The sequence below is a fragment of the Geobacter sp. AOG1 genome (assembly GCF_019972315.1).
Taxonomy (GTDB): domain Bacteria; phylum Desulfobacterota; class Desulfuromonadia; order Geobacterales; family Geobacteraceae; genus Geomobilimonas.
On sequence record NZ_BLIZ01000001.1, the window covers coordinates 1,055,389 to 1,079,257 of the forward strand.

The window sequence follows — 23,869 nt, forward strand, 5'->3', positions numbered from 1 at the left end:
CTGTTGATTATTTAGGCTTTTCTGCTATAGTTACACCTTTCGGTTGCGGCCGACGGGGTTTCACCGCCGTCGCAGGCCGCCAGCGACCAGACGGAGAGCCAGGATGCAGAAACTGATCGAAAAAGCCACGACCTTGATGGAAGCGCTTCCCTACATCAGGCGCTTTGCCGGCAAGACCATCGTCATCAAGTACGGCGGCCATGCCATGGCCGACGAGGCGCTCAAGGAATCCTTCGCCCTCGACGTGATCCTCCTCAAGTCCCTCGGCATCAATCCGGTCGTTGTCCATGGAGGCGGCCCCCAGATCAACGAGACCCTCAAGCGGTACGGCATCGTCTCCGAGTTCGTCAGGGGGATGCGGGTTACCGATGCCGCGACCATGGCGGTGGTGGAGATGGTGCTGACCGGCCAGGTGAACAAGGATGTGGTCGGCTATCTCAACCAGCATGGCGGCCGGGCGGTGGGGCTGTCGGGGAAGGACGGCAACCTGCTCCTCTGCAGGAAGCTTCTGCAGGAGGTGAAGCGGGACGACGGGAGTGTTGAGCAAGTGGATATCGGCTACGTGGGGGATGTGGTCAAGGTGAACCAGGAGCTGATCCAGACCCTGGAGCACGGCAAGTTCCTGCCGGTCATCGCCCCGGTGGGGGTCGGTGAGGGGGGCGAAAGCTACAACATCAACGCCGACCTGGTGGCGGGGAAGGTAGCCGGTGCCCTCAAGGCGGAAAAGTTGATCCTGCTCACCGACGTGGCCGGGGTGAAGAACCAGGCCGGGGAACTCCTGACCAGCATCGCCCTGGATGACGTGCCGGCGCTCATCGACAACGGCACCATCACCGGCGGGATGATCCCCAAGGTGACCTGCTGCGTCGATGCCCTCCGGGACGGGGTGAAAAAGGCCCATATCGTCGACGGTCGCGTACTCCATGCGGTATTGCTGGAAATTTTCACCGACGTCGGCGTCGGGACGGAGATACAGAAATAAAACGCGCCTTTTCCGCAATCTCCGCGTTGAACTTCGGGATTCCTTGTGCGGCGTACCTTTAGTACGCCTCCGTGTTATCCCTTGTTCGCCTTGACCTTGCGAAAAAATCACGTTTTAAGGGACGTGTGAGAGGACAATAAACGATGAACAGCGCTGAATGGATTGCCAAAGCTGACAAGTATGTCATGAAGACCTACGGCAGGTACCCCCTTGTCCCCGTGCGGGGGGAGGGGTGCCGGCTCTGGGATGCGGACGGGAAGGAATACCTGGATTTCCTGGGAGGGGTAGCGGTCAATAACCTGGGGCACTGCCATCCCCGGGTGGTGGCAGCCCTGCAGCAGCAGGCGGCGACGCTCATCCATTGCTCCAACTACTACCACATCCCCCAGCAGATCGAACTGGCGGAACTGCTCTGTAGCCACTCCTTCGCCGACAAGGCGTTTTTCTGCAACAGCGGGGCCGAGGCCAACGAGGCGGCCATCAAGCTGGCCCGCAAATACAGCCGCGACACCTTCGGCCTGGAGCGGTACGAGATCATCACCGCCGCCGAGTCGTTCCATGGCCGGACCATGGCGACCGTTTCCGCCACCGGCCAGGAGAAGGTGCAAAAGTTCTTCGATCCGCTCCTCCACGGCTTCCGGCATGTTCCCTTCGACGACGTTCCGGCCCTCGCGGCGGCTATCTCTCCCAATACCTGTGCGGTGATGCTGGAGCCGATTCAGGGGGAAGGTGGGGTGAACGTACCGTCTCCCGGCTATTTCCAGGCGGTGCGGCAACTCTGCGACGAGCACAACCTGCTCCTCATCTTCGACGAGGTCCAGGTGGGGATGGGGCGCACCGGCAAGCTCTTCGCCCACGAACATTTCGGCGTCACCCCCGACATCATGACCCTGGCCAAGGCGCTGGCCGGCGGTGCCCCCATCGGCACCATGCTGGCGCGGGACGCGGTCGCGGCCGCCTTCTCGCCCGGCACCCACGGCTCTACCTTCGGCGGTAACCCGCTGGTGACCGCGGCGGCCCTGGCGACGGTCCGGACCATTCTGGAGGAGGGTATCCTCAACCGGACCGAGGAGATCGGCGACTATCTCCTCGGAGAACTGGAAATGCTCAAGGGGAAATATCCCTTCGTCACCGAGGTGCGCGGCATCGGCCTCATGATCGGGATGGGGCTTGCCTTCCCCGCCGGCGACATCGTGAAGAAGGGACTGGAGCGGGGGGTGCTCCTCAACGTGACCCACGACACGGTGCTCCGTTTCGTTCCCCCCCTCGTGGTGACCAAACAGGAAATTGACCGGATGATCGTGATTCTCGACGGCATCCTGGCGGAAATAACCCCCTGAGAGGGGACAAGGACGGACGATGCGGAACCATTTTCTCAAACTGAGCGACTTTTCCAAGCCGGAGCTGGATGACCTGTTTACCCTGACCCGGGACCTCAAGGCGAAGCAGAAAAAGGGGGTCGAGCACCATCTCCTCAAGGGGAAGACCCTCGCCATGATCTTCGAGAAATCCTCCACCCGGACCCGGATTTCCTTCGAGGTGGGGATCTATCAGTTGGGTGGCCACGGCCTCTTCATCTCCTCCGGCACCTCCCAGATGGGGCGGGGAGAGCCGATCAAGGACACGGCCCGGGTCATGGCCCGCTACTGCGACGGGGTGATGATCCGCACCTTTGGCCAGGAGGTCGTGGACGAGTTCGCCCGGTACAGTTCCGTGCCGGTGATCAACGGCCTTACCGACCTGTTCCACCCCTGCCAGATCATGGCCGACCTCTTCACGGTCATCGAGGCGAGGGGGAGCTATGAAGGGCTCAAGATCGCCTGGGTGGGGGACGGCAACAACATGGCCAACACCTGGATCGAGGCGGCGGCCATCTTCGGCTTCGACCTGGCCCTCGCCTGCCCGAAGGGGTATGAGCCGGACACGCAGGTGATGGCGTGGGCGCAGGCCAAGGCCCCCGGCAGAGTCACCCTGACCGCCGACCCGCGGGAAGCGGTGAAGGACGCCGATGTCCTCAATACCGACGTCTGGGCCAGCATGGGTCAGGAGGCGGAGCAAAAGGAGCGGGAGAAGGCATTCGCCGGCTACCAGCTGGACGAGGCGCTCGTCAACCTGGCAAAGGGGAACTGTATGGTGCTCCACTGCCTTCCCGCCCACCGGGGGGAGGAGATTGCCGACGACGTCATCGAGGGGCCCCACTCGGCGGTCTGGGACGAGGCGGAGAACCGGTTGCATATCCAAAAAGCCATCATGGCCACTTTAATGGCATAGGAAACGGCCCTTTTCCGCAATCTCTGCGTTGATCTTCGGGACTCCTTGTGCGGCGTACTTCCAGTACGCCTCCGCGTCGTCCCTTGATCGCCTTGACCTTGCGAAAAATTGCTCGTTTCAATTACAAACATATTAAGTCTGAATTCAAGACAAAGGAGAGACTTCATGGCCAAGAAAGAAGTGAAGAAAATTGTCCTTGCCTATTCCGGCGGGCTGGATACCTCCATCATCCTGAAGTGGCTGAAGAACGAGTACGGCTGCCAGGTGGTTACCTTTTCCGCCGATCTGGGGCAGGGGGACGAGCTGACCCCGATCCGGGACAAGGCCCTGGCGACCGGTGCGGACAAGGTCTACATCGACGACCTGAAGGAAGAGTTCGTTCGCGATTTCGTCTACCCCATGTTCCGTGCCAATGCCATCTACGAGGGGCACTACCTCCTCGGTACCTCCATCGCCCGCCCGCTCATCGCCAAGCGGCAGATGGAGATCGCGAAGATCGAGGGGGCGGACGCCGTCTCCCACGGCGCCACCGGCAAGGGGAACGACCAGGTCCGCTTCGAGTTGGGCTACTACCATTTCGACCCGGCCATCACGGTCATCGCCCCGTGGCGTGAGTGGAAGCTCAATAGCCGCCAGGCCCTGATTGCCTATGCCAAGAAAAACGGCATCCCCATTCCGATCACCAAGAAGCGTCCCTGGTCGAGCGACCGGAACCTCCTCCACATCTCCTTCGAGGGTGGCATCCTGGAGGACACCTGGGCCGAGGCGCCCGAGGAGATGTATGTCCTTACCGTCAAGCCGGAGAAGGCACCCAACAAGCCCCAGTACGTGGAGATCGAATTCAAGAACGGCAATGCGGTGGCGGTGGATGGCGAAAAGATGACCCCGGCCCAGCTCCTGGCCCATCTCAACTACATCGGCGGCCAGCACGGCATCGGCCGGGTGGACCTGCTGGAGAACCGCTCGGTGGGGATGAAGTCCAGGGGCGTCTACGAGACCCCGGGCGGCACCATCCTCCGCGAGGCCCACATGGCGGTTGAGCAGATCACCATGGACCGGGAGGTGCTGCGGATTCGCGACTCCCTCATCCCCCAGTATGCCTGGCAGGTCTACGCAGGCTACTGGTTCTCTCCGGAACGGCTCATGCTCCAGACCCTTATCGACGATTCGCAAAAAACGGTGAACGGTGTGGCCCGTCTGAAGCTCTACAAGGGGCACTGCCGCACTGTCGGGCGCAAGTCGGAGACCGACTCCCTCTTCAACCTCGACTTCGCCACGTTCGAAAAGGACAAAGTCTACAACCAAGCCGATGCCGAAGGGTTCATCAAGATCAACAGTTTGCGGATGCGGATTCAGTCGCTCATGCAGGCCAACAAGAAAAAATAGGGAATACGGCTTTTCCGCAATCTCGGCGTTGCTCTTCGGGATTCCTTGTGCGGCGTAGCGCTGCTACGCCTCCGCGTCATCCCTTGAGCGCCTTGACCTTGCAAAAAATCCGTATTCCCCAAATTCTAACAGGAAGGGGCACGGCGCCTGCACGCTGAAGCGTTTGACGCGCAAGCGAGTGCCGTGCCCCTGCCGTCATTCTATGCCCCAGATAAAGTACAAAAAACAGCATATCGTCACGTCGGTGGTGGCGGTCATCGTCGATGCCGACGAGCGGGTCCTCCTGACCAAGCGGAGCATCCAGCCGTTCCAGGACCTCTGGGTCATGCCCGGCGGCAAGATCGACCTGGGGGAGCCGATCATGAAGGCGCTCCACCGGGAGGTGATGGAGGAGGTCGGCCTGGAGGTGGAGGTGGAGGACCTCGTCGACGTCTTCGAGCACCTGACGCCGGGGGACGACAACGACCACTTCATCATCCTCTTCTACCTCTGCCGTCCCCTCTCCTGCGCCATCAACCACAACCCGGGGGAGGTGGCCGAGGCCCGCTGGGTGCCGCGAAACGAGCTGTCGCAGTACAGCATGCCGGACGGGACGAGATTTATCCTGGGGAAGGTGTTCCCGGAACTCTGCAGCTGCGACGTGTGAGGGAGCGCGCCTTTTCCGCAATCTCCGCGTAAGTCTTCGGGACCGCTTGTGCGGCGTACTTCCAGTACGCCTCCGCGCAATCCCTCGACAGCCTTGATCTTGCGAAAAAATCGCGCTCCTGTAGAAAGCTAGAATTTTTTCTTCTCTGCGACCTCTGTGGTAAAAAAAGGTTCTCATGGTCCAGATCGTCGACAAAAAGGTCAACCTGGAGTTCCCCCTGGGGCACCATCTCCACTGTCTCATCGCCCAGATTCCCAACCACCTGCGGCGGGCCGAGGCGGGGTTCGCGCTGGCGGAACCGGCACGGAAATGGGCCCAGGTGGAGGCGCTCCTCGACCTTGCGGTGACGGGGGAGAGCAACCTGAAGAAGCTTCACTTCCTCATGCTCCCCGAGAGTTCCATCCCCTTTGCCCGCTTCGACGAGCTGCTGGAGAGGATCAGGACCGGCTTCCGCCCCAACACGGTCACCATGTTCGGGATGGAGCACGTCACCCTGAAGGTTTACCGGGAGTTCCTGGAGCGGTTCCGGGAGGACAACGGCGAGGCGATCGAGCTGGTGGACCGGGACATCGATTCCGGCGACGTACTGGAGATGCCGGTCAACTGGTGCTGCACGGCGATCAAGGAAGCTGACGGCAAGCTGCGGGTCTTCCTGGAAGCCAAGTCCCATCCGTTCCACGGGGAAGAGTTTCTCGACAAGGTCCACGACCTGTACCGCGGCCGCCATTTCTACCTGTTCCGGAGCCGGCCGGCCTGCTTCAATTTCATGGTGCTGATCTGCCTGGACTACCTCTACCGCGACCTGTACTCCTCCAATATCCGGCAGATCGTCGACCATGCCAACCAGCTCTATTTTTCCACCCGGCAGGGGCTCGATGCCCTGTTCGTCATCCAGTGCAACCCCAAGCCTGAGCACCGGGCCTACTGGGAGGTCCTGACCGGCTTTTACGGCGAGTACCTGGAGGATACCCCCGGCGTGCGGGAAACGGTGACCGTCTTCGGCAACGCCTCCGTCGAGACCCGGATCGAGGACGCTCCCGCTGCCGGCGAGTTCGGCCGGTCGGCGGTGATCATCAACCGTCACCACAAGCTGGCGAAGGTCGAGCTGCCGGAGTTCTCCACCGACGATTTCGGCGGCGCGCCCCTCTGCCGGCTCCGCTTCGGCACCGGCACCCGGCTCTACTACTTCAATCTACCCCAGCACCACGAGCTCGACCCCCGCACCACCCGGGTTCCCCTCAAGGTCCACGCCATCATGCGCTGGTCGACGGAGGAAAAGTGGGTGAGGGTGAGTGGGGAAGAGATGGTGGCGGGATTCGAAATCGGCCAGGAAGCATAGAAACGGCACTTTTCCGCAATCTCTGCGTTGGCCTTCTGGATTCCTTGTGCGGCGTACCTCCAGTACGCCTCCGCGTCATCCTTCGGCCGCCTTGACCTTGCGAAAAATTGCTCGTTTCTAGTAAAAACAGGCACTAAAACTCAAATAAGACAGTTTTCATAGAAGGAGATACACCATGTCCAAGGAATGCACAGGCGAGGGGACCAAGCTCTGGGGGGGGCGGTTTTCCCAGCCTACCGACAAGTTTGTGGAGGAGTTCACGGCGTCCATCGATTTCGACAAGCGGCTCTACCACCAGGATATCCGCGGCTCCATCGCCCATGCCCGGATGCTGGGGAAGCAGGGGATCATCCCCATTGCGGATGTGGAGCAGATCGTCCATGGTCTCCAGGAAATCCTCCGCCAGATCGAGGAGGGGAAGTTCGACTTTTCGGTCTCCCTGGAAGACATCCACATGAACATCGAGGCGCGCCTCTCCGCCAGGATTGGCGAGGCGGGAAAACGGCTCCACACCGGCCGCTCCCGCAATGACCAGGTGGCCCTGGACATCCGCCTCTACCTGCGGGACGAACTGGTGGAGATATCCGCCTACCTGGACCTCCTCATCGATTCGCTCCTGTTCCAGGCCGAGAAGAACCTGGACGTCATCATGCCGGGGTATACCCATCTCCAGACCGCCCAGCCGATCCTCTTTGCCCACCACATGCTCGCCTACGTGGAGATGTTCACCCGGGACAAGGGGCGGATGGAGGACTGCCTGCGGAGGATGAACGTCCTTCCCCTCGGGGCCGGCGCCCTGGCCGGGACCACCTTCCCCATCGACCGGGAGCACGTGGCCGAACTGCTCGACTTCCCGGAGGTTACCCGCAACTCCCTCGATTCCGTCTCCGACCGGGATTTCGCCCTGGAATTCATGGGGGGCTCGTCCATCCTGATGATGCACCTGTCCCGTTTCTCCGAGGAGCTGATCCTTTGGTCCACCAGCGAGTTCAAGTTCATCGACCTCTCCGATTCCTTCTGCACCGGCTCCTCCATCATGCCCCAGAAGAAGAACCCGGACGTCCCCGAACTGGTGCGGGGGAAGACCGGCCGCGTTTACGGCAACCTGATGGCGCTCCTCACCGTCATGAAATCCCTGCCGCTCGCCTATAACAAGGACATGCAGGAGGACAAGGAACCGCTGTTCGATACCATCGACACAGTGAAGGGTTCGCTCAAGATCTTCGCCGACATGATCCGCGAGATGAAAGTGAACGCGGCCACCATGCGCAGTGCGGCGGGCAAGGGGTTCTCCACCGCCACCGACGTGGCCGATTACCTGGTGCGCCAGGGAATGCCGTTCCGGGACGCCCACGAGGTGGTGGGGAAATCGGTGGCCTATTGTCTCTCCCACGGCAAGGACCTGCCGGAGCTGACCATGGAGGAGTGGAAGGGGTTCTCCGCCATGATCGGCGAGGACATCTACGACAGCATCACCCTGGAGGCGAGCGTCAACGCCCGCCGCGCGACGGGGGGGACGGCCCTGGAGCGGGTGAAGGCGGAGATCGAACGGGTCAAGTCGGGGAGGTAGCCGGCCCCTTGCTGCAAATCCGTGAGGGGCGAGCGCTCCGTTCCGCTCAGCGTCCCCTCGTGCCGCCGCTGTACGGCTCATTTCGCGCCGGCCGTTCGCCCGGCTTAGCTCAATTTCGCCTACAGCAGGCTGGCACTCGGACACATTCGCTCCACGGAGCACTCACCCCTCACGGATTGAGGATAACTTTTTGCTGAACGGGATCAATGCCATGGGCAGATTATTCGTGCTGACACTGCTGTTGACCCTCCTTGCCGCCTGCGGCCGCAAAGGAGGCCTCGTCCCCCCCGACTCCCTGGTGCCGGCCGCCGTCACCAACCTGCGGGCGGAACAGAAGGGTGAGCAGTTCTACGTCACCTGGTCGGCCCCTTCGAGCGATGCGGGCGGGAAACGACTCAAGGACCTGGCAGGGTTCAGGCTGTTTCGCCGCGAGGTGCTCCCCCCCGAAGAGGACTGCGAGACCTGCCCCACCGCCTACCAACTCGTTCAAGATGTGGACCTGGAGTACCCCAAGGGGGTCCAGGTCTACAACAATCTCTACATCTTCACCGATGCCAGCCTGAAAAACGGTACCACCTACCAGTACAAGCTGATCGCCTACAACAAAGAGGGTGCGGAAAGCGCCCCCTCCCGAGCCCGCAGCAAGAAAGTCGCCTCTCCCGCCGCTCCCCGGCTGACCGCGACATCCACCCCCACCGGCGTGACCCTGGAATGGCAACCGGCACCCGGTGCCGGGACGGACCGCGCAGGCTTCAACGTCTACCGCCGGCGGGGGAGCGACATCGCTACCCTCGCGCTTCTTACCCCCCAGCCGGTGAAGGGGAACCGCTACGAGGACCTGCACGTCGATTTCGGCGTCACCTATACCTACATGGTGCGGGAAGTGGTCTCCGCCGCCGGCCAACTCGTGGAAGGGGCCATCTCCAACGAGGCGACGGGCGGGCAGGCGTTGCCAGAGTAGCACCGGCAACGCCGCGGCCGCCGGACATCTGCGGCGTTCACCCCCGTTCTTTCAGCCCGCATCCGCACCAGGCATTCATGACCTCCCCGTAACCCCCTACCATAGCGTAATATTTTGACTTTTTCCGCCCCATATGGTACAAATACCCACTTTTATCATTTACCAGGCTTGTTTGTTGCTATGGTGCTACGAAACGCGTCTTTTTCGCAAGCTCAAGACATGCGAAGGGCTCCGGGGGTGCTATGAATCGCGGAATAGTCGTTTCTCTCGTCGGCGCGTGTCTCCTTTCTGTTTCCAGTCCGGTGCTGGCCGCCGGAGCCGATAAGCAGCCGGCTCTCTTCGAGATCGAGCAGAACGGCAAGACCGGGTTCATCGACGCCGGCGGCAGGGTGGTCGTGGCGCCCCAGTTCGATTCGGTTCGCGGCCGGTTCCAGGAAGGATTCATCCGGGTCGAGAAGGATGGCGTGTGGGGGTACATGAACCCCGCCGGCAAGGTAATGGCTCTTCGCTACGAAGGGGTCGACGAATTCGAGGAAGGACGCGGCCGGGTCAAGGGAAAGAAGGGGATGGGGTTTGTAGACCATGCCTTCACCGAACTGATTCCCCCCGTCTATGAGGACGCCGGCGATTTCCACGAAGGGGTCGCCCGGGTCAAGAAGGACGGCAAGTGGGGATTCATTGACCTCAATGGGAAGGTGATCGTCCCCCCCCAGTTCAAGGATGCTGACGACTTCGCCGAAGGGTTGGCCCGGGTCAAGGTGGAAAAGCGGTGGGGCTACATCAACAAACAGGGGAAGGTGGTCGTGGAGCCCCGTTTCCGTGACGCTGACAGCTTCAAGGGAGGCCTCGCCCGGGTGAAGACCGACGACGACCGCCCCGCCTACATCAACAAGAAGGGCGTCATCGTCTGGCAGCAGACCAAATAACAATCGTCACTATCCGTCAATTCTCCTAGAGGAGGCAGGTCATGTTCAAGGGAAGCATAGTAGCCATCGTCACACCATTCACTAACGGCCAGGTGGACTTCGAAAAACTGCGGGAGCTCGTGGAGTTCCAGATCACCAACGGGACCGACGCCATCGTGCCGTGCGGCACCACCGGCGAGGCCTCGACGCTCGACTACGACGAGCACATGGCGGTGGTGAAGACCGTCATCGAACAGGTGAACAAGCGGGTCCCGGTCATCGCCGGCACCGGCTCCAACTCCACCCAGGAAGCCATCGAGCTGTCCCAGAAGGCCAAGGAGGCCGGGGCCAACGGCGTGCTCCTGGTCACCCCCTACTACAACAAGCCGACCCAGGAAGGGCTGGTGCGCCACTACACCGCCATCGCCGACGCCGTGGCCATCCCCCAGATCCTCTACAACGTGCCGGGGCGCACCGGGGTCAACATGCTCCCCGAGACCGTGGCCCGACTGGCGCCGAACAAGAACATCGTCGCCATCAAGGAGGCGACCGGTTCCCTCCAGCAGGCCTCCGAAGTGCTGGCGCTCTGTGGCGACAAGATCGACGTCCTCTGCGGCGACGACTTCATCACCTTCCCCATGATGGCCTGCGGCGCCAAGGGGGTCATCTCGGTGCTGGCCAACATCATGCCGAAGACCGTGGCCGACCTGACCGACGCCTTCTACGCCGGTGACATGGCAACCGCCCGCAGGCTCCACCTGGAGACCCTCAAGATCGGCAACGCCATGTTCATCGAGAGCAACCCGATCCCGGTCAAGACAGCCCTGGGGCTCATGGGCAAATGCTCCGACGAAGTACGGCTCCCCCTCTGCGAGATGGGGGCGGGGAACAAGGCGAAACTGGCGGCCATCATGAAGGAATATCAGTTGATCTAGTCTGAAGGCTGACGACCGAAGGCTGAAGCAGAATAAATAAACTCAAGGCGGGTGACGGATGGTTGGAGGTTTTTCCTTCAGCCTTCAGTCTTCAGCCTGAAGAGGTTTTCAATGGTTAAAATAGCTGTCTGCGGGGCTGCGGGTCGCATGGGGCAGAGGATCATCGTTGCCGCCAAGGAGGCGGGGTGCATGGTTTCCGGTGCGCTGGAGCGGCCGGGGCACGAGCTGGTGGGACAGGATGCCGGGCTCATCGCCGGCTGCGGCCCGCTGGGGGTGAACATCTCCGACGACCTGAACGCCGTGGTGGCCGGGTGCGATGTCCTCATCGACTTCACCACCCCCAAGGTGTCGCTCAAGAACCTGGAGGCGTGCGCCCTGAAGAAGAAGGCGATCGTCATCGGTTCCACCGGCTTCACCCCCGAGGAGCGGGCTCTGGCAGCCGAACTGGCGAAAGAGATTCCCGCCGTTCTCGCCCCCAACATGAGCGTCGGGGTGAACGTCTGCTTCAAGGTCCTGAAGGACGTGGCCAGGACCCTGGGTGACGACTTCGACGTGGAGATCGTGGAGCTGCACCACAACAAGAAGAAGGATGCCCCCTCCGGCACCGCCGTGCGCATGGGTGAGGTGGTGGCCGAGGCGCTCGGGCGCGACTACAACAAGGTGGCGAACTACCACCGCGAGGGGATCTGCGGCGAGCGGACGAAAGAGGAGATCGGCATGCAGACCGTGCGGGGCGGCGACATCGTCGGCGAGCACACGGTCTACTTCATAGGCCAAGGTGAGCGGATCGAGATCAGCCACCGGGCCATGACCCGCGACATGTTCTCCCGCGGCTCGGTACGGGCGGCCCAGTGGGTGGTGGGGAAGAAGCCGGGTTTATACGACATGCAGGACGTCCTGGGTCTAAAATAAACGGTTCTTTTCCGCCCTGGCTGCGTAAGTCTTCGGAACCGGTTGTGCGGCGTACTTCTAGTACGCCTCCGCCCTGTTCCTCGACAGCCTTGCCAGGACGAAAAATACCGCGTTTATTGCTGAACCTTTTTGAACACAAATCAGATTTGCCGCGTATGCGGCATTTCCTTTATACAAAATGAAATTGGAGGAAATTTACTGTGGCAAAGATCAACGACAACTACCTGAAACTCAAAGCCGGCTATCTCTTCCCGGAGATCGGCCGCCGCGTGCGCGAATTTTCCGCCGCCAACCCTGACGCCAAGGTGATCCGCCTGGGGATCGGCGACGTCACCCGTCCGCTCCCCCCCGCCATCCTCAAGGCGTTCCACGACGCTGTGGACGACCTGGCCACCACCGAGCGCTTCGCCGGCTACGGCCCGGAGCAAGGATACGACTGGCTCATCAACGCCATCATCGAGAAGTCCTACAAGCCGCTGGGGGTCAGCCTCAAGACCGAGGAGATGTTCATCTCCGACGGCTCCAAGTGCGACTGCGCCAACATCCTGGACATCTTTGCCCTGGACAACGTGGTGGCCATCGGCGACCCTGTCTACCCCGTGTATAACGATACGAACGTCATGATCGGCCGCACCGGCGAGGCGGACGAGAAGGGGTACTACAAGAACATCGTCTACATGCCGTGCAACGAGGCGAATAACTTCATCCCTTCGCTCCCGACAAGCAAGGTGGACATCATCTACCTCTGCTTCCCCAACAACCCGACCGGCACCGTGGCCAGCAAGGCCGAGCTGAAGAAGTGGGTCGACTACGCCAACGCCAACGATGCGGTGATCTTCTTCGACGCCGCCTATGAGGCGTTCATCACCAACCCGGAGATCCCCCACTCCATCTACGAGATCGAAGGAGCCAAGAAGTGCGCCATCGAGTTCCGCTCCTTCTCCAAGACTGCCGGCTTCACCGGTGTCCGCTGCGGCCTGGTGGTCGTGCCGGAAGAGGTGATGGGGACCACCAGCACGGGCGAGCGGTACAGCTTCAACAAGCTCTGGCTGCGCCGCACCACCACAAAGTTCAACGGCGCCTCCTACCCGGTCCAGCGCGCCGCCGCCGCGGTCTACTCCGACGAAGGGTGGAAGCAGACCAGGGAGATCATCGACTACTACATGGAGAACGCCCGCATCATCCGTGAAGGGCTGAAAGAGGCCGGCGTCACCTGCTACGGCGGCGTGGATGCTCCGTACATCTGGCTCAAGACGCCGGGCGGGATGAGCTCCTGGGACTTCTTCGACAAGCTTCTCACCGAATGCAACGTGGTCGGGACGCCCGGCTCCGGCTTTGGTCCGAGCGGCGAAGGTTTCTTCCGGCTCTCGGCCTTCGGCCATCGCGAGAATGTGATTGAGGCGGTGGAGAGGATAAAGAAGAATTTGAAGTAATGCCGAGGGCGCCCATTGAGGCGCCCTTTGTTTTTGGTGGCATAATTTATAGGTGATTTAATATCAGTGCTGTGCTACTCTTTACTGGCTAGACTGTCTAGGTTAATAGTGGAGGATACGATGAGAGCCAACAAGACGGATCGCACCCCCCATGATCGGGAGTGGCAGCTTCAGGAAGCAAAGAACCGCTTGAGCCAAGTGGTTGATTCTGCCCTGCATGATGGCCCCCAGACAATAACGTTGCGGGGCAAGCCCGCTGCAGTGGTTGTTTCTTTCGATGAATATCGCAAACTGACGTTGCCTCGAACTGGATTATCACAGTTTTTCCGGCAATCTCCCCTGCATGATGTCGAACTCGATCTTAGTCGTAGCGCCGATCTCTCCCGTGAGGTGGAGTTGTGAAGTATCTGCTCGATACCTGCCTGATATCCGAACTGGTAAAGAAGGAGCCGAATCCGGCAGTGGTGAGCTGGCTGGACAAGCAGGATGAACAGAAGCTGTTTCTAAGTGTCCTGAACCTGGGCGAGTTGCAGAAAGGGATCAGCAAGCTCCCGGGTGGCGCAAAAAAAGACGAGCTGCAGGCGTGGGTGGCGCTCGATCTGGTTGAGCGATTTGCTGGCCGTATTCTTGAAATCGATCTTGAAACGGCGCTTTGCTGGGGAAGGCTTCAAGGAGAGGCGGAACAGGCGGGCGAGAAACTGCCGGTAATGGATTCGCTCATTGCGGCCACTGCTGCTGCTCATGGATTGGTAATAGTGACGCGCAATGTCAGGGATATTGAGAGATGCAAGGCGCGGGTTATTAATCCGTGGACGTGAATTAGGTAAACTGTCCCGGAATTCCCCGCCGTCAAAATATATAGGAGGATTCAATGAAAGCTGAAACTAATCCTGGTATAGGTAGATATTCTGTAAGCTTGATTACACAAGGTGACCATAGATTCTATACCCTTTCTATGCCAAGCGATATTTTAGCTAAATCATGCTTTGTTTCCACCAGAGATGAAGATCCTCATCAAGGGTTCCAGCGGTTGCTTGATCCAAAGCGGGCAGCTGAAATAGCAACATATATTGATAACGGACTAGGTACAATTCCAACGTCAATTATTCTGTCTGCGCAACCTGAAGCTGAACTTAGTATTATCGGAAGAGGTAAGACCCTCGAATTTAAAATTACGCCAAAGTCCTTCCTTATCCTCGACGGACAACATCGTGTATATGGATTTTCATTAGCCAAGACAGCACTTAGGGTGCCAGTAGTAATCTATAATAATTTAAGCCGAAGGGATGAATCCCGCCTTTTTATTGATATAAATACGAGGCAACGTCCTGTCCCAAGTGAGTTATTGCTTGATATAAAAAAACTTGCAGAGTATGAAAACGAGAGCGAACAATTGATGAGAGAGTTGTTCGATATATTTAATACCGAACTGAATAGTCCATTGATTGGGAAATTAAGCCCATCGAGTAGAACAAGCGATAAAATTACCAGAGTTACATTCAATACGGCCTTAAAGCCATTACTCCCACTATTCATTGATAAAGATGTTGATTATATATTTTCAGCACTTTCTGCTTATTTAGAAACATTCATATATGGTTTGAGAAGTATTAAAGTTGATAAGCAAGTAACAAATCCGTTCGTTTTTAGGGCAATATTACATGTATTTCCTGAAATAGTACAAAGAGTTAAGGATAGATTTGGCCCTGATTATAAAGCAGATAATTATTTAGAAGTTATGAGCTCAATGTTCCCTAAAATAAAATCATCATTGATAAGTAGTCCTGGTAGATCACATAAATCTCTTTCGGATCATTTTATCAAAGCATTCAAAACAGACTTTACTATATAACCAATGCCAGTATTTAGTAATTATATAAGACAATTTTGGATGCCTGGTATAAATGAAATTTCTGGTAACCCCGAAATAAAATTGCAGGCTTGGTTTGCTTTGTCAAAATATCAGATATACAAACAAGTTGAAGCAACCTCTTTTGAATTAACTGTTTCGGAATTAAATCATCTTTTAAAAGCTTTTGCCTGTGATAGTAATAGAATGGCGATGGCTTCTTTTGAGACATTGCTAGGGATTACGAAGAGCGATTTTCTTCCAAAATCTACTGCGTGGTTTATAATCCAACTTTATTATTCTGCTTTTTATGCGGCGCATGCGATACTTCGGTTTACGGGAGTAAGTTGTACTCAATTAGAATCAAATGAAATATCAACTGTAGAAAAATTGGCGGATATTTACGGCGCGTTGCATAATGTTCACATTTCTAGTGGATTCTATAAGTGTCACTTTGAAGGCAACACAAGCGTTTTGCGATGTAGCAAGTTGGATTTTCCTCGGAGCGGCTCTAGTCACGAAAAAATGTGGAATGTATTTAGGTCACAAATGAGCATGATAAGTAATGAAATTTTATCTGGACAAGGTTTATCTACTGAAAAACAACTAGTGGCTACAAAAATATCAGAATTATGCCAAGCACTGGGAACTACGAATTCTAATTGGCTTTCGCATGTCAGAAACCTTACTACTTACAGGCATGAGTATGGTGTTTGGTTCCCGTATTCCAATTCAAAAAAATACTATGAACGTTTACATGATCTTGTTGATAAGTGGAAAGATGATCCTTTATCAATAAATATCTGGAGCAGCAGTGACAGAGAGCTTCAAAAATTTACTGAGACTTGCACATTAATAATATCAATATGTCGTGATATGGTTATTGACATGTCTTCACGTTGTACTACTGGTAAATCATTTCACAAGTTAGGTACATTATCTCTTGTGAAACAGATTAATAGAAATAAACCCGATTTTAGTTTTAATTGTTGAGAGATAAAATTGGTAGGTATTCCAGGGACAGTTTACTTAATTCACAAGGCGGCCAATCGGCCGCCTTTACTGTTTCCAGTGCAAAATTGCGTGCTGATCCCGTTACCGGACAGCTTAGCGTAACGCCTCGGCAACGGATGTTGCCATTGGTGTCGTAGCCCGCCCAATCAAGGTGCTGAGTTGATGACTGTCGTCGAACAGTGCGCCGTGTGAGGCTCCCGTATCCGAATCCGACAGCAATGCTGCAATCGGCTCGGGCAATCCTGCACTCACAAGCAGTTGTTTGTACTCAGGCTCGGCCATATTGACGTAGTTGATGTTCCTGCCCGATTGCCGGGAGATCTCCGCGGCAAGGTCTCCCAAGGTATAGGCATAATCACCAGCCAGTCCATAGGTACGACCGGCATGGTTGTCGGTGGTGAGGGCAACTGCTGCTGCTTCTGCATAGTCCTTTCGTGCCGCCGAGGCAATCCGGCCGTTGCCGGCACAGCCACAGACCGCACCATGTGCCAGCGCCGCAGGTACGCCGGCGGTATAGTTCTCGGTGTACCAGCCATTGCGTAACAGTACGTGAGGAAGGCCGGATGCCCGGATGATCTGTTCCGTCTCCCGGTGCTCACCGGCAAGCCCCAGAGGTGACGTGTCGGCGTGCAGAACGCTCGTGTAGAGCAGCAGCTTTATGCCTGCTCTCTGGGCTGCCTCGATGACGGTACGATGCTGACTGACCCGCTGCCCGATTTCGCTCGACGAGATCAGCAGCAGCCTGTCTGCCCCTTTCAGGGCATCATCCCACGTCGCGGGCAAGGTATAGTCGGCGTGACGTACCTGCACCCCCAATGCCGCCAGGTCTTTGGCTTTGTCGACATTGCGGACCGCGGCGACAATGTCGGATGCCGGTACTTTCTGCAGCAAGGATGCGATGACCAAACGGCCCAATTGCCCGGTTGCTCCCGTGATGACTACCATGGTAATGCTCCTTTCAGTTACGTGTATTGTGTTGCATGAACTGAGCATACCAGCTATACTTACGAAAAGTAAGTACGCACAAAAAGGTAAGTGTGATGGGCACGTCTGAAACTTCGAAATTATTGCAGAAAATAGAGCGGGGAGAGCTGTTTTGCGTCAACTGTCCGTCACGCCAGATCCTTCAGCATGTCACCAGTCGCTGGGGAGTGCTGGTACTGGTCGCCTTGATGGGGGGGACGCATCGGTTCAGTGAACTGCGTCGCAAGGTGGGTGGGGTGAGTGAGAAGATGCTGGCACAAACCCTTCAGAGTCTGGAAAGCGACGGTTTTATCGACCGGATTTCCCTGCCTGTCGTGCCGCCCCACGTGGAGTATTCCCTGACCCCGTTGGGCAGGGAAATCGGCGAGAAGGTCGAAGCGTTGACGGATTGGATAGAAACGAATCTGACCACTATTCTGACGTCGCAACAGACCGTGAAGCGACGCTCCGGAGCTTGACTCCTCATCAGGTTGCGGCTGACCAGATCGCGCTTCTCAGCACGATTCAGTCTCAACCTGACGGAGTAACGCCAGTGCTTCCCGGTCGTCATGCTCCTCGAACAGTTCGCTGATATTGTTGATGTAGGAATGGACCAGGAACAGTTCATCAAGGACACGACCACCGTTGGCCTCGGCCAAACCGGCCACAGCCAGCTTCTCCTTGAACTTTTCCCAGAAGGGGTTGGATTTTGCCGGGTCGTCGATATGCCGCCGCAGCATGGCCACCAGCCGGCGTGCATTGCCGTCGCCGTCGATCCCCCTGAAGGTGACGTACCGGTCAGGTTTCGTATCAGTCATTACCTACCCCACGGGCTGGAATAATGTCGTTTCCAGGTAAGGGTAAATGGCAATCCGGCACTCTTCCTTGCGTCCGGGTCGGGCGACGGCCGAGATGGTCTCGATGATGCCGGCAACCGCATCGTCCGTCGCAACGATCTCGATCCTGACCTTTTCGACGATGGTTGCCATGAACGTGGCACCGCGAAACATCATGGCCCGTCCCTTCTGGCGGCATCTGATCGTGCTCTCCATGATGTCCTCGATCCCCATATCCTCGAGGGCGCTCCGTACCTCCTGCAGCCTGAACTGATCGACAACCGCTTCTATCTGTTTCATGACCGGCCTCCGTAGGGCAGACGACGCTGGCTGCCGACATGATTTTGTAGTGCACACAGGGAAATACATTACCCGTGCCAAGTCAACGCAGAGTAAAATCGCAATAATTATAGGGCACTCGCCGGCATCACGAGGCGGGGGAAGCGTCAGGTTGCTGAAAACGATGGCGGGAGAGTACCGCTTGTCCAGAAAATAGTCAGCCGGAGATCGAATAAGAAGTCCGCGGGCATCATACTTAATTTAAGGCGGCCAATCGGCCGCCTTTAGTGTGTCACCCGGGGATAGAAAATATGCCGGTACGGGGGACAAAAGGCGTACAATGATGACAAGGAGATGAGTTTCACCAGGAGGTGTCAGTATGGCAACTTCACGTGGCAAGCAATTGGCTGAAATAATCGGGCAGAAAGTAGCAGCCCTGAAACAGGTATGCCAGGGGGTGGACGAGAACCTGGCTTCGCGCGCGCCGACGGACCGGTGGTCACCCAAGGAGATTCTTTCCCACCTCTGCGGTCCCGAGGGGGTCGGTCACCTGCCGCTCCTCAGGGCCTTTGTCGACAACGATTGCCCGCTGCTCGTTCTCGATGCCGGCAATCCGTTTTATACCGAACAGCGAGCTGCCATGAGCTTCAGTGAGCTGGTGGCGGAGTGTGAGTTGAATTATCGGCGGGTTGCCGACTTTGCGGCTGGGCTGACCGAGGAGCAACTGGCACGGACAGCGCATATCCCGGAACTGAAGGATTCTCCCCTGGGCGAGTATCCGACGCTGGACGGAATGATCTATGGCCTGGGCGAGTACCATATCCAGTTCCACATCGATCACCTGGGCGAGATTCTGGCGGCTCTGGCAGGTTAGGGGATAATCTGACACGACATGACTGCCAGCCCCCTCTATAGTAGCATCTACGCCCATGTCCGCCGGGTTCCGGCAGGGCGGGTCACAACCTACGGCCGCATCGCCCGGCAGGTCGCTTGTACGGCGCGTACCGTCGGCTTCGCCATGGCAGCGCTGCCGGCCGGCCACGATGTCCCGTGGCAGCGGGTGATCAACAGCCAGGGGAAAGTCAGCCCACGCCGCAGCGGTGACGGCGATCTCATCCAACGGCAGCTGCTGGAAGCCGAAGGTGTGCAGTTCGATGCCCGGGGACGGGTCGATCTCGTCCGCTACGGCTGGGATCCAGATGGCGGTCGCGCAGGGCGGAACCGGACTAAGGAGCGATTATGAATCAGGTACCTGCGCCGGGACTCTACCGGCATTACAAGGGTGGGGAGTACCGGGTCATCGGCACGGCGCGCCACAGTGAGACCGACGAACTGCTGGTGGTCTACCGCTGTCTCTACGATAACGACTCCCTCTGGGTACGGCCCCTGGCGATGTTCATGGAGAGGGTGATCGTTGCCGGGCAGGAGGTGCCGCGCTTCACCCCCATTGACGCGGAAATTCTGGAGCACCCGGCATGATCGGCCCGACAGTCATTAAGGGACATCATACGTAATGCAAAAGGCGGCCAATTGGCCGCCTTTATTGCTTCGTGGCGCTTTTCCGGGAACCTATCTTGTTTTCACTACGAGTGGCGCTCCCCGGCTATCGCTCCAACAGCTCCTTCAAGCTGTTCAGATCCTGCCTGACCAGGGCGGCATCGGCCGCATAGGCCTCGTCGCTCACCCCGGGGAGGCGGAAGAGGGTAAAAAGCATCTCGCTCCCCGAGCCGTTTGTCACCACCCGCAGCGGCACATAGAGCGTCTCCCCGGAGGGAGGTGTCACGTAATGATCCAGTACACCCAGACTGTTCTGCGGGGCAAGCCTGATCGACATCGGTCCCAGTGACGTCTCCATCACCCAGTTGTCCTGCTCTTTCCTGATCGACTTACAGAATGTCGTTGCCCACAGGGGAAAATTTTCAAGTGCAGAGACGAACGCGTAAACCGCTGCGGGTTCACGCGCGATCTGCATGCTTATGGTAGTTGACGGGTAGATCATGGTGGCGACTCTCTCCTCTCACCGCTGCCGTTACTGTCGTTATTTCACTGAATGCAGACCAAACATGTTTCCTTCGGTATCGACTGCCAGGGCAATGTAACCGTATTCACCGATGGACCATTTTTCACGCTGCACCAGACCGCCAGCCGCTGTGACCCTTCCTGACTCGACTGCGCAGTCGTCGCAACTGAAGTAGACTAATGTGCTGTTGCCGCCTGAAGGAACACCGTCCATCTTTACCAGGGCACCACCGGCGCCCCAGCGGTCCATATCCATCGGAAAACTCCACAACTCTACGTCCGGACTGTTCAGGCGCTCCAGCTTTGTTTGTAAGACCGTCTCGTAAAAAGCTTTGGCCCGCTCAATGTCCTGCACATATATTTCAAACCAGCATACCGCGTTGTTTTTCATGGCCGTTCTCCCTTCATGCTCATGGAGTGTTGATTCCCATTACTACTTCTGTTCTCAAGCGTCGTATCTTATACGATCAGGCAAGATCGTACCGGTCAAGGTTCATTACTTTGTTCCATGCCGCTACAAAGTCGTGCAGGAATCTTTCCTGCGAATCCTCACATCCGTAGACTTCCGACAAGGCCCGGAGTTGGGAGTTCGAACCGAAGATCAGATCGACACGGGTGCCGGTCCACGTGAGTTCGCCGCTTTCGCGATCACGCCCCTCGAACAGGTCGCCGGCTTCAGGGGACGCCTTCCAGGTGGTGCCCATGTCGAGCAGATTCACGAAGAAGTCATTGGTGAGCGTCTCCGGTCGCTTGGTGAAGACGCCGTGCCGGGACTGTCCGAAGTTGGCGTTCAAGACGCGCATGCCGCCAATAAGCACCGTCATCTCTGGGGCGGTCAGCGTCAGCAATTGCGCCCGATCGACCAGCAACTCCTCCGCCGATACGGTATATCTGGTTTTGAGGTAGTTACGGAACCCGTCTGCAACAGGCTCGAGAACGGCGAACGCCTCCGCGTCGGTTTGCTCCTGCGACGCATCCGTGCGCCCCGGCGCGAAGGGAACGGTCACTTTAAAGCCGGCATTCTTCGCAGCCTGCTCGATACCTGCGCATCCGCCAAGAACAATCACGTCGGCGAGCGAAACCATCTTCCCTCCCGACTGCGCGCTGTTGAACTCCTTCCGGATTTTCTCAAGGGCCTGCAGCACCGTTTGCAGTTGGGCAGGCTGGTTGACTTCCCAATCCTTCTGCGGCGCGAGACGGATGCGCGCACCGTTCGCCCCGCCACGCTTGTCGGAGCCGCGGAACGTGGACGCCGCCGCCCAGGCCGTCGAGACCAGCTGGGAGACAGACAGTCCCGAAGCGAGGATCTTGCCTTTGAGGGCGGCGATGTCCTGCTTGTCAATCAATTCATGCGTGACTGCCGGGACGGGGTCTTGCCACAGGAGCTCTTCCGCTGGGACCTCAGGGCCGAGATAGCGCGAACGCGGGCCCATGTCGCGGTGAGTCAGCTTGAACCACGCCCTGGCGAAGGCGTCCGCGAATTCCTCGGGGTTCTGCTGGTAGTGCCGCGCGATCGGCTCGTAGATCGGGTCGAAGCGAAGGGAGAGGTCCGCCGTGGTCATCATCGGCCGGTGCATCTTCGACGGGTCGTGGGCGTCAACCACCATGTCCTCGTCGGCCACGTCCTTGGCCAGCCACTGATTTGCGCCGGCCGGGCTCTTGACCAGCTCCCACTCGAATTTGAACAGCGTGTTCAGATAGCCCATATCCCATCTGGTCGGGTGCGCTTTCCAGGCACCCTCGATGCCGCTGCCGATCGTATCGCCCCCTTTGCCGCTGCCGAAGCTGCTCTTCCAGCCGAGTCCCTGCTCCTCGATGCCGGCCGCTTCGGGCTCAGGCCCCACATGGGACGCGGGGCCGGCGCCATGACACTTGCCGAAGGTGTGCCCGCCGGCGATGAGCGCGACGGTCTCTTCGTCGTTCATTGCCATGCGTGCGAAGGTCTCGCGAACGTCACGGCCCGAGGCGACCGGATCCGGGTCGCCGTTCGGCCCTTCCGGGTTAACGTAGATCAGCCCCATCTGCACGGCGGCGAGAGGATTCTCGAGTTCCCGGTCACCGCTGTAGCGCTTGTCTCCGAGCCACGTCTCCTCAGCCCCCCAGTAAATGTCTTCTTCGGGCTCCCAGATGTCTTCACGCCCACCGCCGAAGCCGAACGTCTTGAACCCCATCGACTCCAAAGCGCAGTTGCCGGCGAGTATCATCAGGTCGGCCCATGAGATCTTCTTGCCGTATTTCTGCTTGATCGGCCAGAGCAAACGGCGCGCTTTATCGAGGTTGACGTTATCCGGCCAGCTGTTGAGCGGCGCGAAGCGCTGCGAACCCGAGGAGCCGCCGCCGCGGCCGTCTCCGGTGCGGTAGGTGCCAGCGCTGTGCCACGCCATCCGGATGAAGAGCCCCCCGTAATGACCGTAGTCAGCCGGCCACCACCCCTGCGAGTCGGTCATCAGCGCATAGAGGTCCTTCTTCAGGGCCTCCAGGTCAAGTTTATTGAATTCCTCAGCGTAGTTGAACTCCTTGCCCATCGGGTTGATCATGTCAGAATTCTGATGAAGAATCTTGAGGTTCAACTGGTTTGGCCACCAGTGCTGGATCGATGTGCCTCTGCTGGCAGTGGGTTTGTCTTCTCGGCCCGTTACCGGACACGTGCTATCTTTATTCATCTCTGTTCTCCTTTCCTTTGAGGTTTGGATGTTAGAGGTGACGAGGGATTTTATGACTGGGTCATAGTATACCCCAAAACAGGGGGCATGCTGAGCTGAGGATAATTGACTCAACCACCAATATATTCAACTTTTGATATATGTTTTCTGGCGATAGGAGTATACTGGGCCTAGAGATGGAAAAGAAGGAAGGGAGGCAAACGTCATGAAAAAGTTACTGATATCAATATTGACGATAGGCGTTACAGCTATGTTCACAGGTGCTACGCCGGCATTCACTGCCGAACACTCCCATATGGATGCGGCAAAGCAGACAACCGCGACAACTAAAGCAACCGACCTGCAAGCAGGGTTACGTGACCTGTGGCTTGGCCACGTCTTCTGGGTGAGGAACGTGGCGGTGGCGACACGATACGGTGATAACGAGGCCGCGAAGGTCGCGGAGGAAAACGTTGTCGCAAATGCCAAGGCCATAGCAGGTTCGATCGAACCGTTCTACGGCAAGGCAGCGTCGGACAAGCTGTTTGGCTTGCTGGCGGGGCACTACGGGGCCGTGAAAGAGTTCATGATCGCCACCTATGGGGACGACAAAGCGGGTAAAGTGACGGCCAAGGACAAATTAATCAAGAATGCAGATGAGATCGCGGCGTTTTTGAGTGGCGCCAATCCGTATCTGCCCAAAGAAACTCTCAAGGGGCTGCTCTACGCCCATGGTGGTCACCATATTGCCCAGCTTGAGGCGCTGGCCGGCAAGGATTATGTTGGCGAGGCTAAAGTGTGGGATGAAATGAAGGCCCATATGTATGTCATTGCCGATGCCTTGGCGGGCGGGCTTGCCAAGCAGTTCCCGAAAATGGTGAATTGACCAGGCAACTGAGAGGAAGTGAGGGAGAAAAGGCGACCAAT

The 23,869-nt window shown here is 57.9% G+C and carries 27 protein-coding genes; 21 read left to right on the forward strand and 6 right to left on the reverse strand.

Going from position 1 to position 23,869, the window contains the following annotated elements:
* Window positions 1-103: 103 nt before the first annotated feature.
* The 16 genes from argB (at window position 104) to LDN04_RS04810 (ending at window position 16,182) form a co-directional block, all read left to right on the forward strand.
* The gene (gene argB / locus LDN04_RS04735) at window positions 104-982 is read left to right on the forward strand and encodes an acetylglutamate kinase (RefSeq protein ID WP_223906978.1); all 879 of its coding nucleotides are present in this window, start codon (window positions 104-106) and stop codon (window positions 980-982) included.
* A gap of 143 nt (window positions 983-1,125) precedes the next feature.
* Window positions 1,126-2,322, forward strand: a complete 1,197-nt coding sequence (locus LDN04_RS04740; RefSeq protein WP_223906980.1) for an acetylornithine transaminase — start codon at window positions 1,126-1,128, stop codon at window positions 2,320-2,322.
* A gap of 19 nt (window positions 2,323-2,341) precedes the next feature.
* Window positions 2,342-3,253 carry an ornithine carbamoyltransferase gene (gene argF, locus LDN04_RS04745; RefSeq protein WP_223906983.1) on the forward strand — a complete coding sequence of 304 codons (912 nt, stop codon included), beginning with the start codon at window positions 2,342-2,344 and terminating at the stop codon, window positions 3,251-3,253.
* Window positions 3,254-3,418: 165 nt separating this feature from the next.
* Window positions 3,419-4,639, forward strand: coding sequence for an argininosuccinate synthase (locus LDN04_RS04750; protein ID WP_223906986.1), 1,221 nt, complete (start codon window positions 3,419-3,421; stop codon window positions 4,637-4,639).
* 202 nt (window positions 4,640-4,841) lie between these two features.
* Entirely contained in the window at window positions 4,842-5,285 is a 444-nt protein-coding gene (locus tag LDN04_RS04755) for an NUDIX domain-containing protein (protein WP_223906988.1), read from the forward strand.
* Window positions 5,286-5,460: 175 nt separating this feature from the next.
* A complete protein-coding gene (locus LDN04_RS04760; RefSeq protein WP_223906991.1) occupies window positions 5,461-6,624 on the forward strand; it encodes a hypothetical protein in 1,164 nt (387 codons plus the stop codon).
* Window positions 6,625-6,799: 175 nt separating this feature from the next.
* Complete coding sequence (argH, locus tag LDN04_RS04765) at window positions 6,800-8,194, forward strand: argininosuccinate lyase (protein WP_223906994.1); 1,395 nt, start codon at window positions 6,800-6,802, stop codon at window positions 8,192-8,194.
* Window positions 8,195-8,405: 211 nt separating this feature from the next.
* Window positions 8,406-9,155: a fibronectin type III domain-containing protein gene (locus LDN04_RS04770; RefSeq protein WP_223906997.1), complete on the forward strand. Its 750-nt coding sequence runs from the start codon at window positions 8,406-8,408 to the stop codon at window positions 9,153-9,155.
* 242 nt (window positions 9,156-9,397) lie between these two features.
* Window positions 9,398-10,081, forward strand: a complete 684-nt coding sequence (locus LDN04_RS04775; RefSeq protein ID WP_223907000.1) for a WG repeat-containing protein — start codon at window positions 9,398-9,400, stop codon at window positions 10,079-10,081.
* 41 nt (window positions 10,082-10,122) lie between these two features.
* Complete coding sequence (gene dapA, locus LDN04_RS04780) at window positions 10,123-10,995, forward strand: 4-hydroxy-tetrahydrodipicolinate synthase (RefSeq protein ID WP_223907002.1); 873 nt, start codon at window positions 10,123-10,125, stop codon at window positions 10,993-10,995.
* A gap of 111 nt (window positions 10,996-11,106) precedes the next feature.
* Window positions 11,107-11,907 carry a 4-hydroxy-tetrahydrodipicolinate reductase gene (gene dapB / locus LDN04_RS04785; RefSeq protein WP_223907005.1) on the forward strand — a complete coding sequence of 267 codons (801 nt, stop codon included), beginning with the start codon at window positions 11,107-11,109 and terminating at the stop codon, window positions 11,905-11,907.
* Between the two features lie 200 nt (window positions 11,908-12,107).
* Entirely contained in the window at window positions 12,108-13,340 is a 1,233-nt protein-coding gene (locus tag LDN04_RS04790; protein WP_223907008.1) for an LL-diaminopimelate aminotransferase, read from the forward strand.
* Window positions 13,341-13,460: 120 nt separating this feature from the next.
* Entirely contained in the window at window positions 13,461-13,742 is a 282-nt protein-coding gene (locus LDN04_RS04795) for a type II toxin-antitoxin system Phd/YefM family antitoxin (protein WP_223907009.1), read from the forward strand.
* Entirely contained in the window at window positions 13,739-14,158 is a 420-nt protein-coding gene (locus LDN04_RS04800; RefSeq protein WP_223907011.1) for a type II toxin-antitoxin system VapC family toxin, read from the forward strand. The genes LDN04_RS04795 and LDN04_RS04800 overlap by 4 nt, the downstream gene beginning before the upstream one ends.
* A gap of 53 nt (window positions 14,159-14,211) precedes the next feature.
* Entirely contained in the window at window positions 14,212-15,192 is a 981-nt protein-coding gene (locus LDN04_RS04805) for a DGQHR domain-containing protein (protein WP_223907014.1), read from the forward strand.
* A 3-nt stretch (window positions 15,193-15,195) separates the two neighbouring features.
* Entirely contained in the window at window positions 15,196-16,182 is a 987-nt protein-coding gene (locus LDN04_RS04810) for a hypothetical protein (protein ID WP_223907017.1), read from the forward strand.
* Between the two features lie 114 nt (window positions 16,183-16,296).
* Here the strand turns inward: LDN04_RS04810 and LDN04_RS04815 are convergent, their stop codons facing one another.
* Entirely contained in the window at window positions 16,297-17,148 is an 852-nt protein-coding gene (locus tag LDN04_RS04815; protein ID WP_223907019.1) for an SDR family oxidoreductase, read from the reverse strand.
* 95 nt (window positions 17,149-17,243) lie between these two features.
* Between LDN04_RS04815 and LDN04_RS04820 the strand changes: the two genes are divergently transcribed.
* On the forward strand, window positions 17,244-17,645 hold the full coding sequence (locus LDN04_RS04820; protein ID WP_223907022.1) for a helix-turn-helix domain-containing protein: 402 nt from the start codon (window positions 17,244-17,246) through the stop codon (window positions 17,643-17,645).
* Between the two features lie 36 nt (window positions 17,646-17,681).
* On the opposite strand, the gene cowN is transcribed toward LDN04_RS04820, so the two are convergent.
* On the reverse strand, window positions 17,682-17,984 hold the full coding sequence (gene cowN / locus LDN04_RS04825) for a N(2)-fixation sustaining protein CowN (RefSeq protein WP_223907025.1): 303 nt from the start codon (window positions 17,982-17,984) through the stop codon (window positions 17,682-17,684).
* Between the two features lie 3 nt (window positions 17,985-17,987).
* Window positions 17,988-18,302: a P-II family nitrogen regulator gene (locus tag LDN04_RS04830; protein WP_223907027.1), complete on the reverse strand. Its 315-nt coding sequence runs from the start codon at window positions 18,300-18,302 to the stop codon at window positions 17,988-17,990.
* Window positions 18,303-18,660: 358 nt separating this feature from the next.
* Between LDN04_RS04830 and LDN04_RS04835 the strand changes: the two genes are divergently transcribed.
* From LDN04_RS04835 to LDN04_RS04845, 3 genes are read left to right on the forward strand one after another with little or no spacing between them, the layout of a single operon-like run.
* Window positions 18,661-19,155: a hypothetical protein gene (locus tag LDN04_RS04835; RefSeq protein ID WP_223907029.1), complete on the forward strand. Its 495-nt coding sequence runs from the start codon at window positions 18,661-18,663 to the stop codon at window positions 19,153-19,155.
* Window positions 19,156-19,173: 18 nt separating this feature from the next.
* Complete coding sequence (locus LDN04_RS04840) at window positions 19,174-19,524, forward strand: MGMT family protein (protein WP_223907031.1); 351 nt, start codon at window positions 19,174-19,176, stop codon at window positions 19,522-19,524.
* Complete coding sequence (locus tag LDN04_RS04845; RefSeq protein WP_223907034.1) at window positions 19,521-19,760, forward strand: DUF1653 domain-containing protein; 240 nt, start codon at window positions 19,521-19,523, stop codon at window positions 19,758-19,760. The genes LDN04_RS04840 and LDN04_RS04845 overlap by 4 nt, the downstream gene beginning before the upstream one ends.
* A gap of 124 nt (window positions 19,761-19,884) precedes the next feature.
* Here LDN04_RS04845 and LDN04_RS04850 read toward each other — a convergent pair whose 3' ends face one another.
* The 3 genes from LDN04_RS04850 to katG form a co-directional block, all read right to left on the reverse strand.
* Window positions 19,885-20,280, reverse strand: a complete 396-nt coding sequence (locus LDN04_RS04850; RefSeq protein WP_223907036.1) for a hypothetical protein — start codon at window positions 20,278-20,280, stop codon at window positions 19,885-19,887.
* A gap of 39 nt (window positions 20,281-20,319) precedes the next feature.
* Window positions 20,320-20,691 carry a VOC family protein gene (locus LDN04_RS04855; RefSeq protein ID WP_223907038.1) on the reverse strand — a complete coding sequence of 124 codons (372 nt, stop codon included), beginning with the start codon at window positions 20,689-20,691 and terminating at the stop codon, window positions 20,320-20,322.
* Between the two features lie 76 nt (window positions 20,692-20,767).
* Window positions 20,768-22,963 carry a catalase/peroxidase HPI gene (gene katG / locus LDN04_RS04860; RefSeq protein WP_223907040.1) on the reverse strand — a complete coding sequence of 732 codons (2,196 nt, stop codon included), beginning with the start codon at window positions 22,961-22,963 and terminating at the stop codon, window positions 20,768-20,770.
* 205 nt (window positions 22,964-23,168) lie between these two features.
* Between katG and LDN04_RS04865 the strand changes: the two genes are divergently transcribed.
* Window positions 23,169-23,828, forward strand: coding sequence for a hypothetical protein (locus LDN04_RS04865; protein ID WP_223907043.1), 660 nt, complete (start codon window positions 23,169-23,171; stop codon window positions 23,826-23,828).
* The last annotated feature ends 41 nt before the right edge of the window (window positions 23,829-23,869 follow it).

Bases quoted from the DNA above. Each gene is read 5' to 3' on its own strand.
- LDN04_RS04795 (WP_223907009.1), top strand. From the start codon at position 13,461: ATGAGAGCCAACAAGACGGATCGCACCCCCCATGATCGGGAGTGGCAG.
- LDN04_RS04835 (WP_223907029.1), top strand. From the start codon at position 18,661: ATGGCAACTTCACGTGGCAAGCAATTGGCTGAAATAATCGGGCAGAAA.
- LDN04_RS04865 (WP_223907043.1), top strand. From the start codon at position 23,169: ATGAAAAAGTTACTGATATCAATATTGACGATAGGCGTTACAGCTATG.
- LDN04_RS04740 (WP_223906980.1), top strand. From the start codon at position 1,126: ATGAACAGCGCTGAATGGATTGCCAAAGCTGACAAGTATGTCATGAAG.
- LDN04_RS04755 (WP_223906988.1), top strand. From the start codon at position 4,842: ATGCCCCAGATAAAGTACAAAAAACAGCATATCGTCACGTCGGTGGTG.
- LDN04_RS04770 (WP_223906997.1), top strand. From the start codon at position 8,406: ATGGGCAGATTATTCGTGCTGACACTGCTGTTGACCCTCCTTGCCGCC.
- LDN04_RS04815 (WP_223907019.1), bottom strand. From the start codon at position 17,148: ATGGTAGTCATCACGGGAGCAACCGGGCAATTGGGCCGTTTGGTCATC.
- cowN (WP_223907025.1), bottom strand. From the start codon at position 17,984: ATGACTGATACGAAACCTGACCGGTACGTCACCTTCAGGGGGATCGAC.
- argF (WP_223906983.1), top strand. From the start codon at position 2,342: ATGCGGAACCATTTTCTCAAACTGAGCGACTTTTCCAAGCCGGAGCTG.
- LDN04_RS04810 (WP_223907017.1), top strand. From the start codon at position 15,196: ATGCCAGTATTTAGTAATTATATAAGACAATTTTGGATGCCTGGTATA.
- LDN04_RS04840 (WP_223907031.1), top strand. From the start codon at position 19,174: ATGACTGCCAGCCCCCTCTATAGTAGCATCTACGCCCATGTCCGCCGG.
- argH (WP_223906994.1), top strand. From the start codon at position 6,800: ATGTCCAAGGAATGCACAGGCGAGGGGACCAAGCTCTGGGGGGGGCGG.
- LDN04_RS04750 (WP_223906986.1), top strand. From the start codon at position 3,419: ATGGCCAAGAAAGAAGTGAAGAAAATTGTCCTTGCCTATTCCGGCGGG.
- LDN04_RS04760 (WP_223906991.1), top strand. From the start codon at position 5,461: ATGGTCCAGATCGTCGACAAAAAGGTCAACCTGGAGTTCCCCCTGGGG.
- LDN04_RS04805 (WP_223907014.1), top strand. From the start codon at position 14,212: ATGAAAGCTGAAACTAATCCTGGTATAGGTAGATATTCTGTAAGCTTG.
- dapA (WP_223907002.1), top strand. From the start codon at position 10,123: ATGTTCAAGGGAAGCATAGTAGCCATCGTCACACCATTCACTAACGGC.
- LDN04_RS04820 (WP_223907022.1), top strand. From the start codon at position 17,244: ATGGGCACGTCTGAAACTTCGAAATTATTGCAGAAAATAGAGCGGGGA.
- katG (WP_223907040.1), bottom strand. From the start codon at position 22,963: ATGAATAAAGATAGCACGTGTCCGGTAACGGGCCGAGAAGACAAACCC.
- LDN04_RS04850 (WP_223907036.1), bottom strand. From the start codon at position 20,280: ATGATCTACCCGTCAACTACCATAAGCATGCAGATCGCGCGTGAACCC.
- LDN04_RS04775 (WP_223907000.1), top strand. From the start codon at position 9,398: ATGAATCGCGGAATAGTCGTTTCTCTCGTCGGCGCGTGTCTCCTTTCT.
- LDN04_RS04845 (WP_223907034.1), top strand. From the start codon at position 19,521: ATGAATCAGGTACCTGCGCCGGGACTCTACCGGCATTACAAGGGTGGG.
- dapB (WP_223907005.1), top strand. From the start codon at position 11,107: ATGGTTAAAATAGCTGTCTGCGGGGCTGCGGGTCGCATGGGGCAGAGG.
- argB (WP_223906978.1), top strand. From the start codon at position 104: ATGCAGAAACTGATCGAAAAAGCCACGACCTTGATGGAAGCGCTTCCC.
- LDN04_RS04830 (WP_223907027.1), bottom strand. From the start codon at position 18,302: ATGAAACAGATAGAAGCGGTTGTCGATCAGTTCAGGCTGCAGGAGGTA.
- LDN04_RS04855 (WP_223907038.1), bottom strand. From the start codon at position 20,691: ATGAAAAACAACGCGGTATGCTGGTTTGAAATATATGTGCAGGACATT.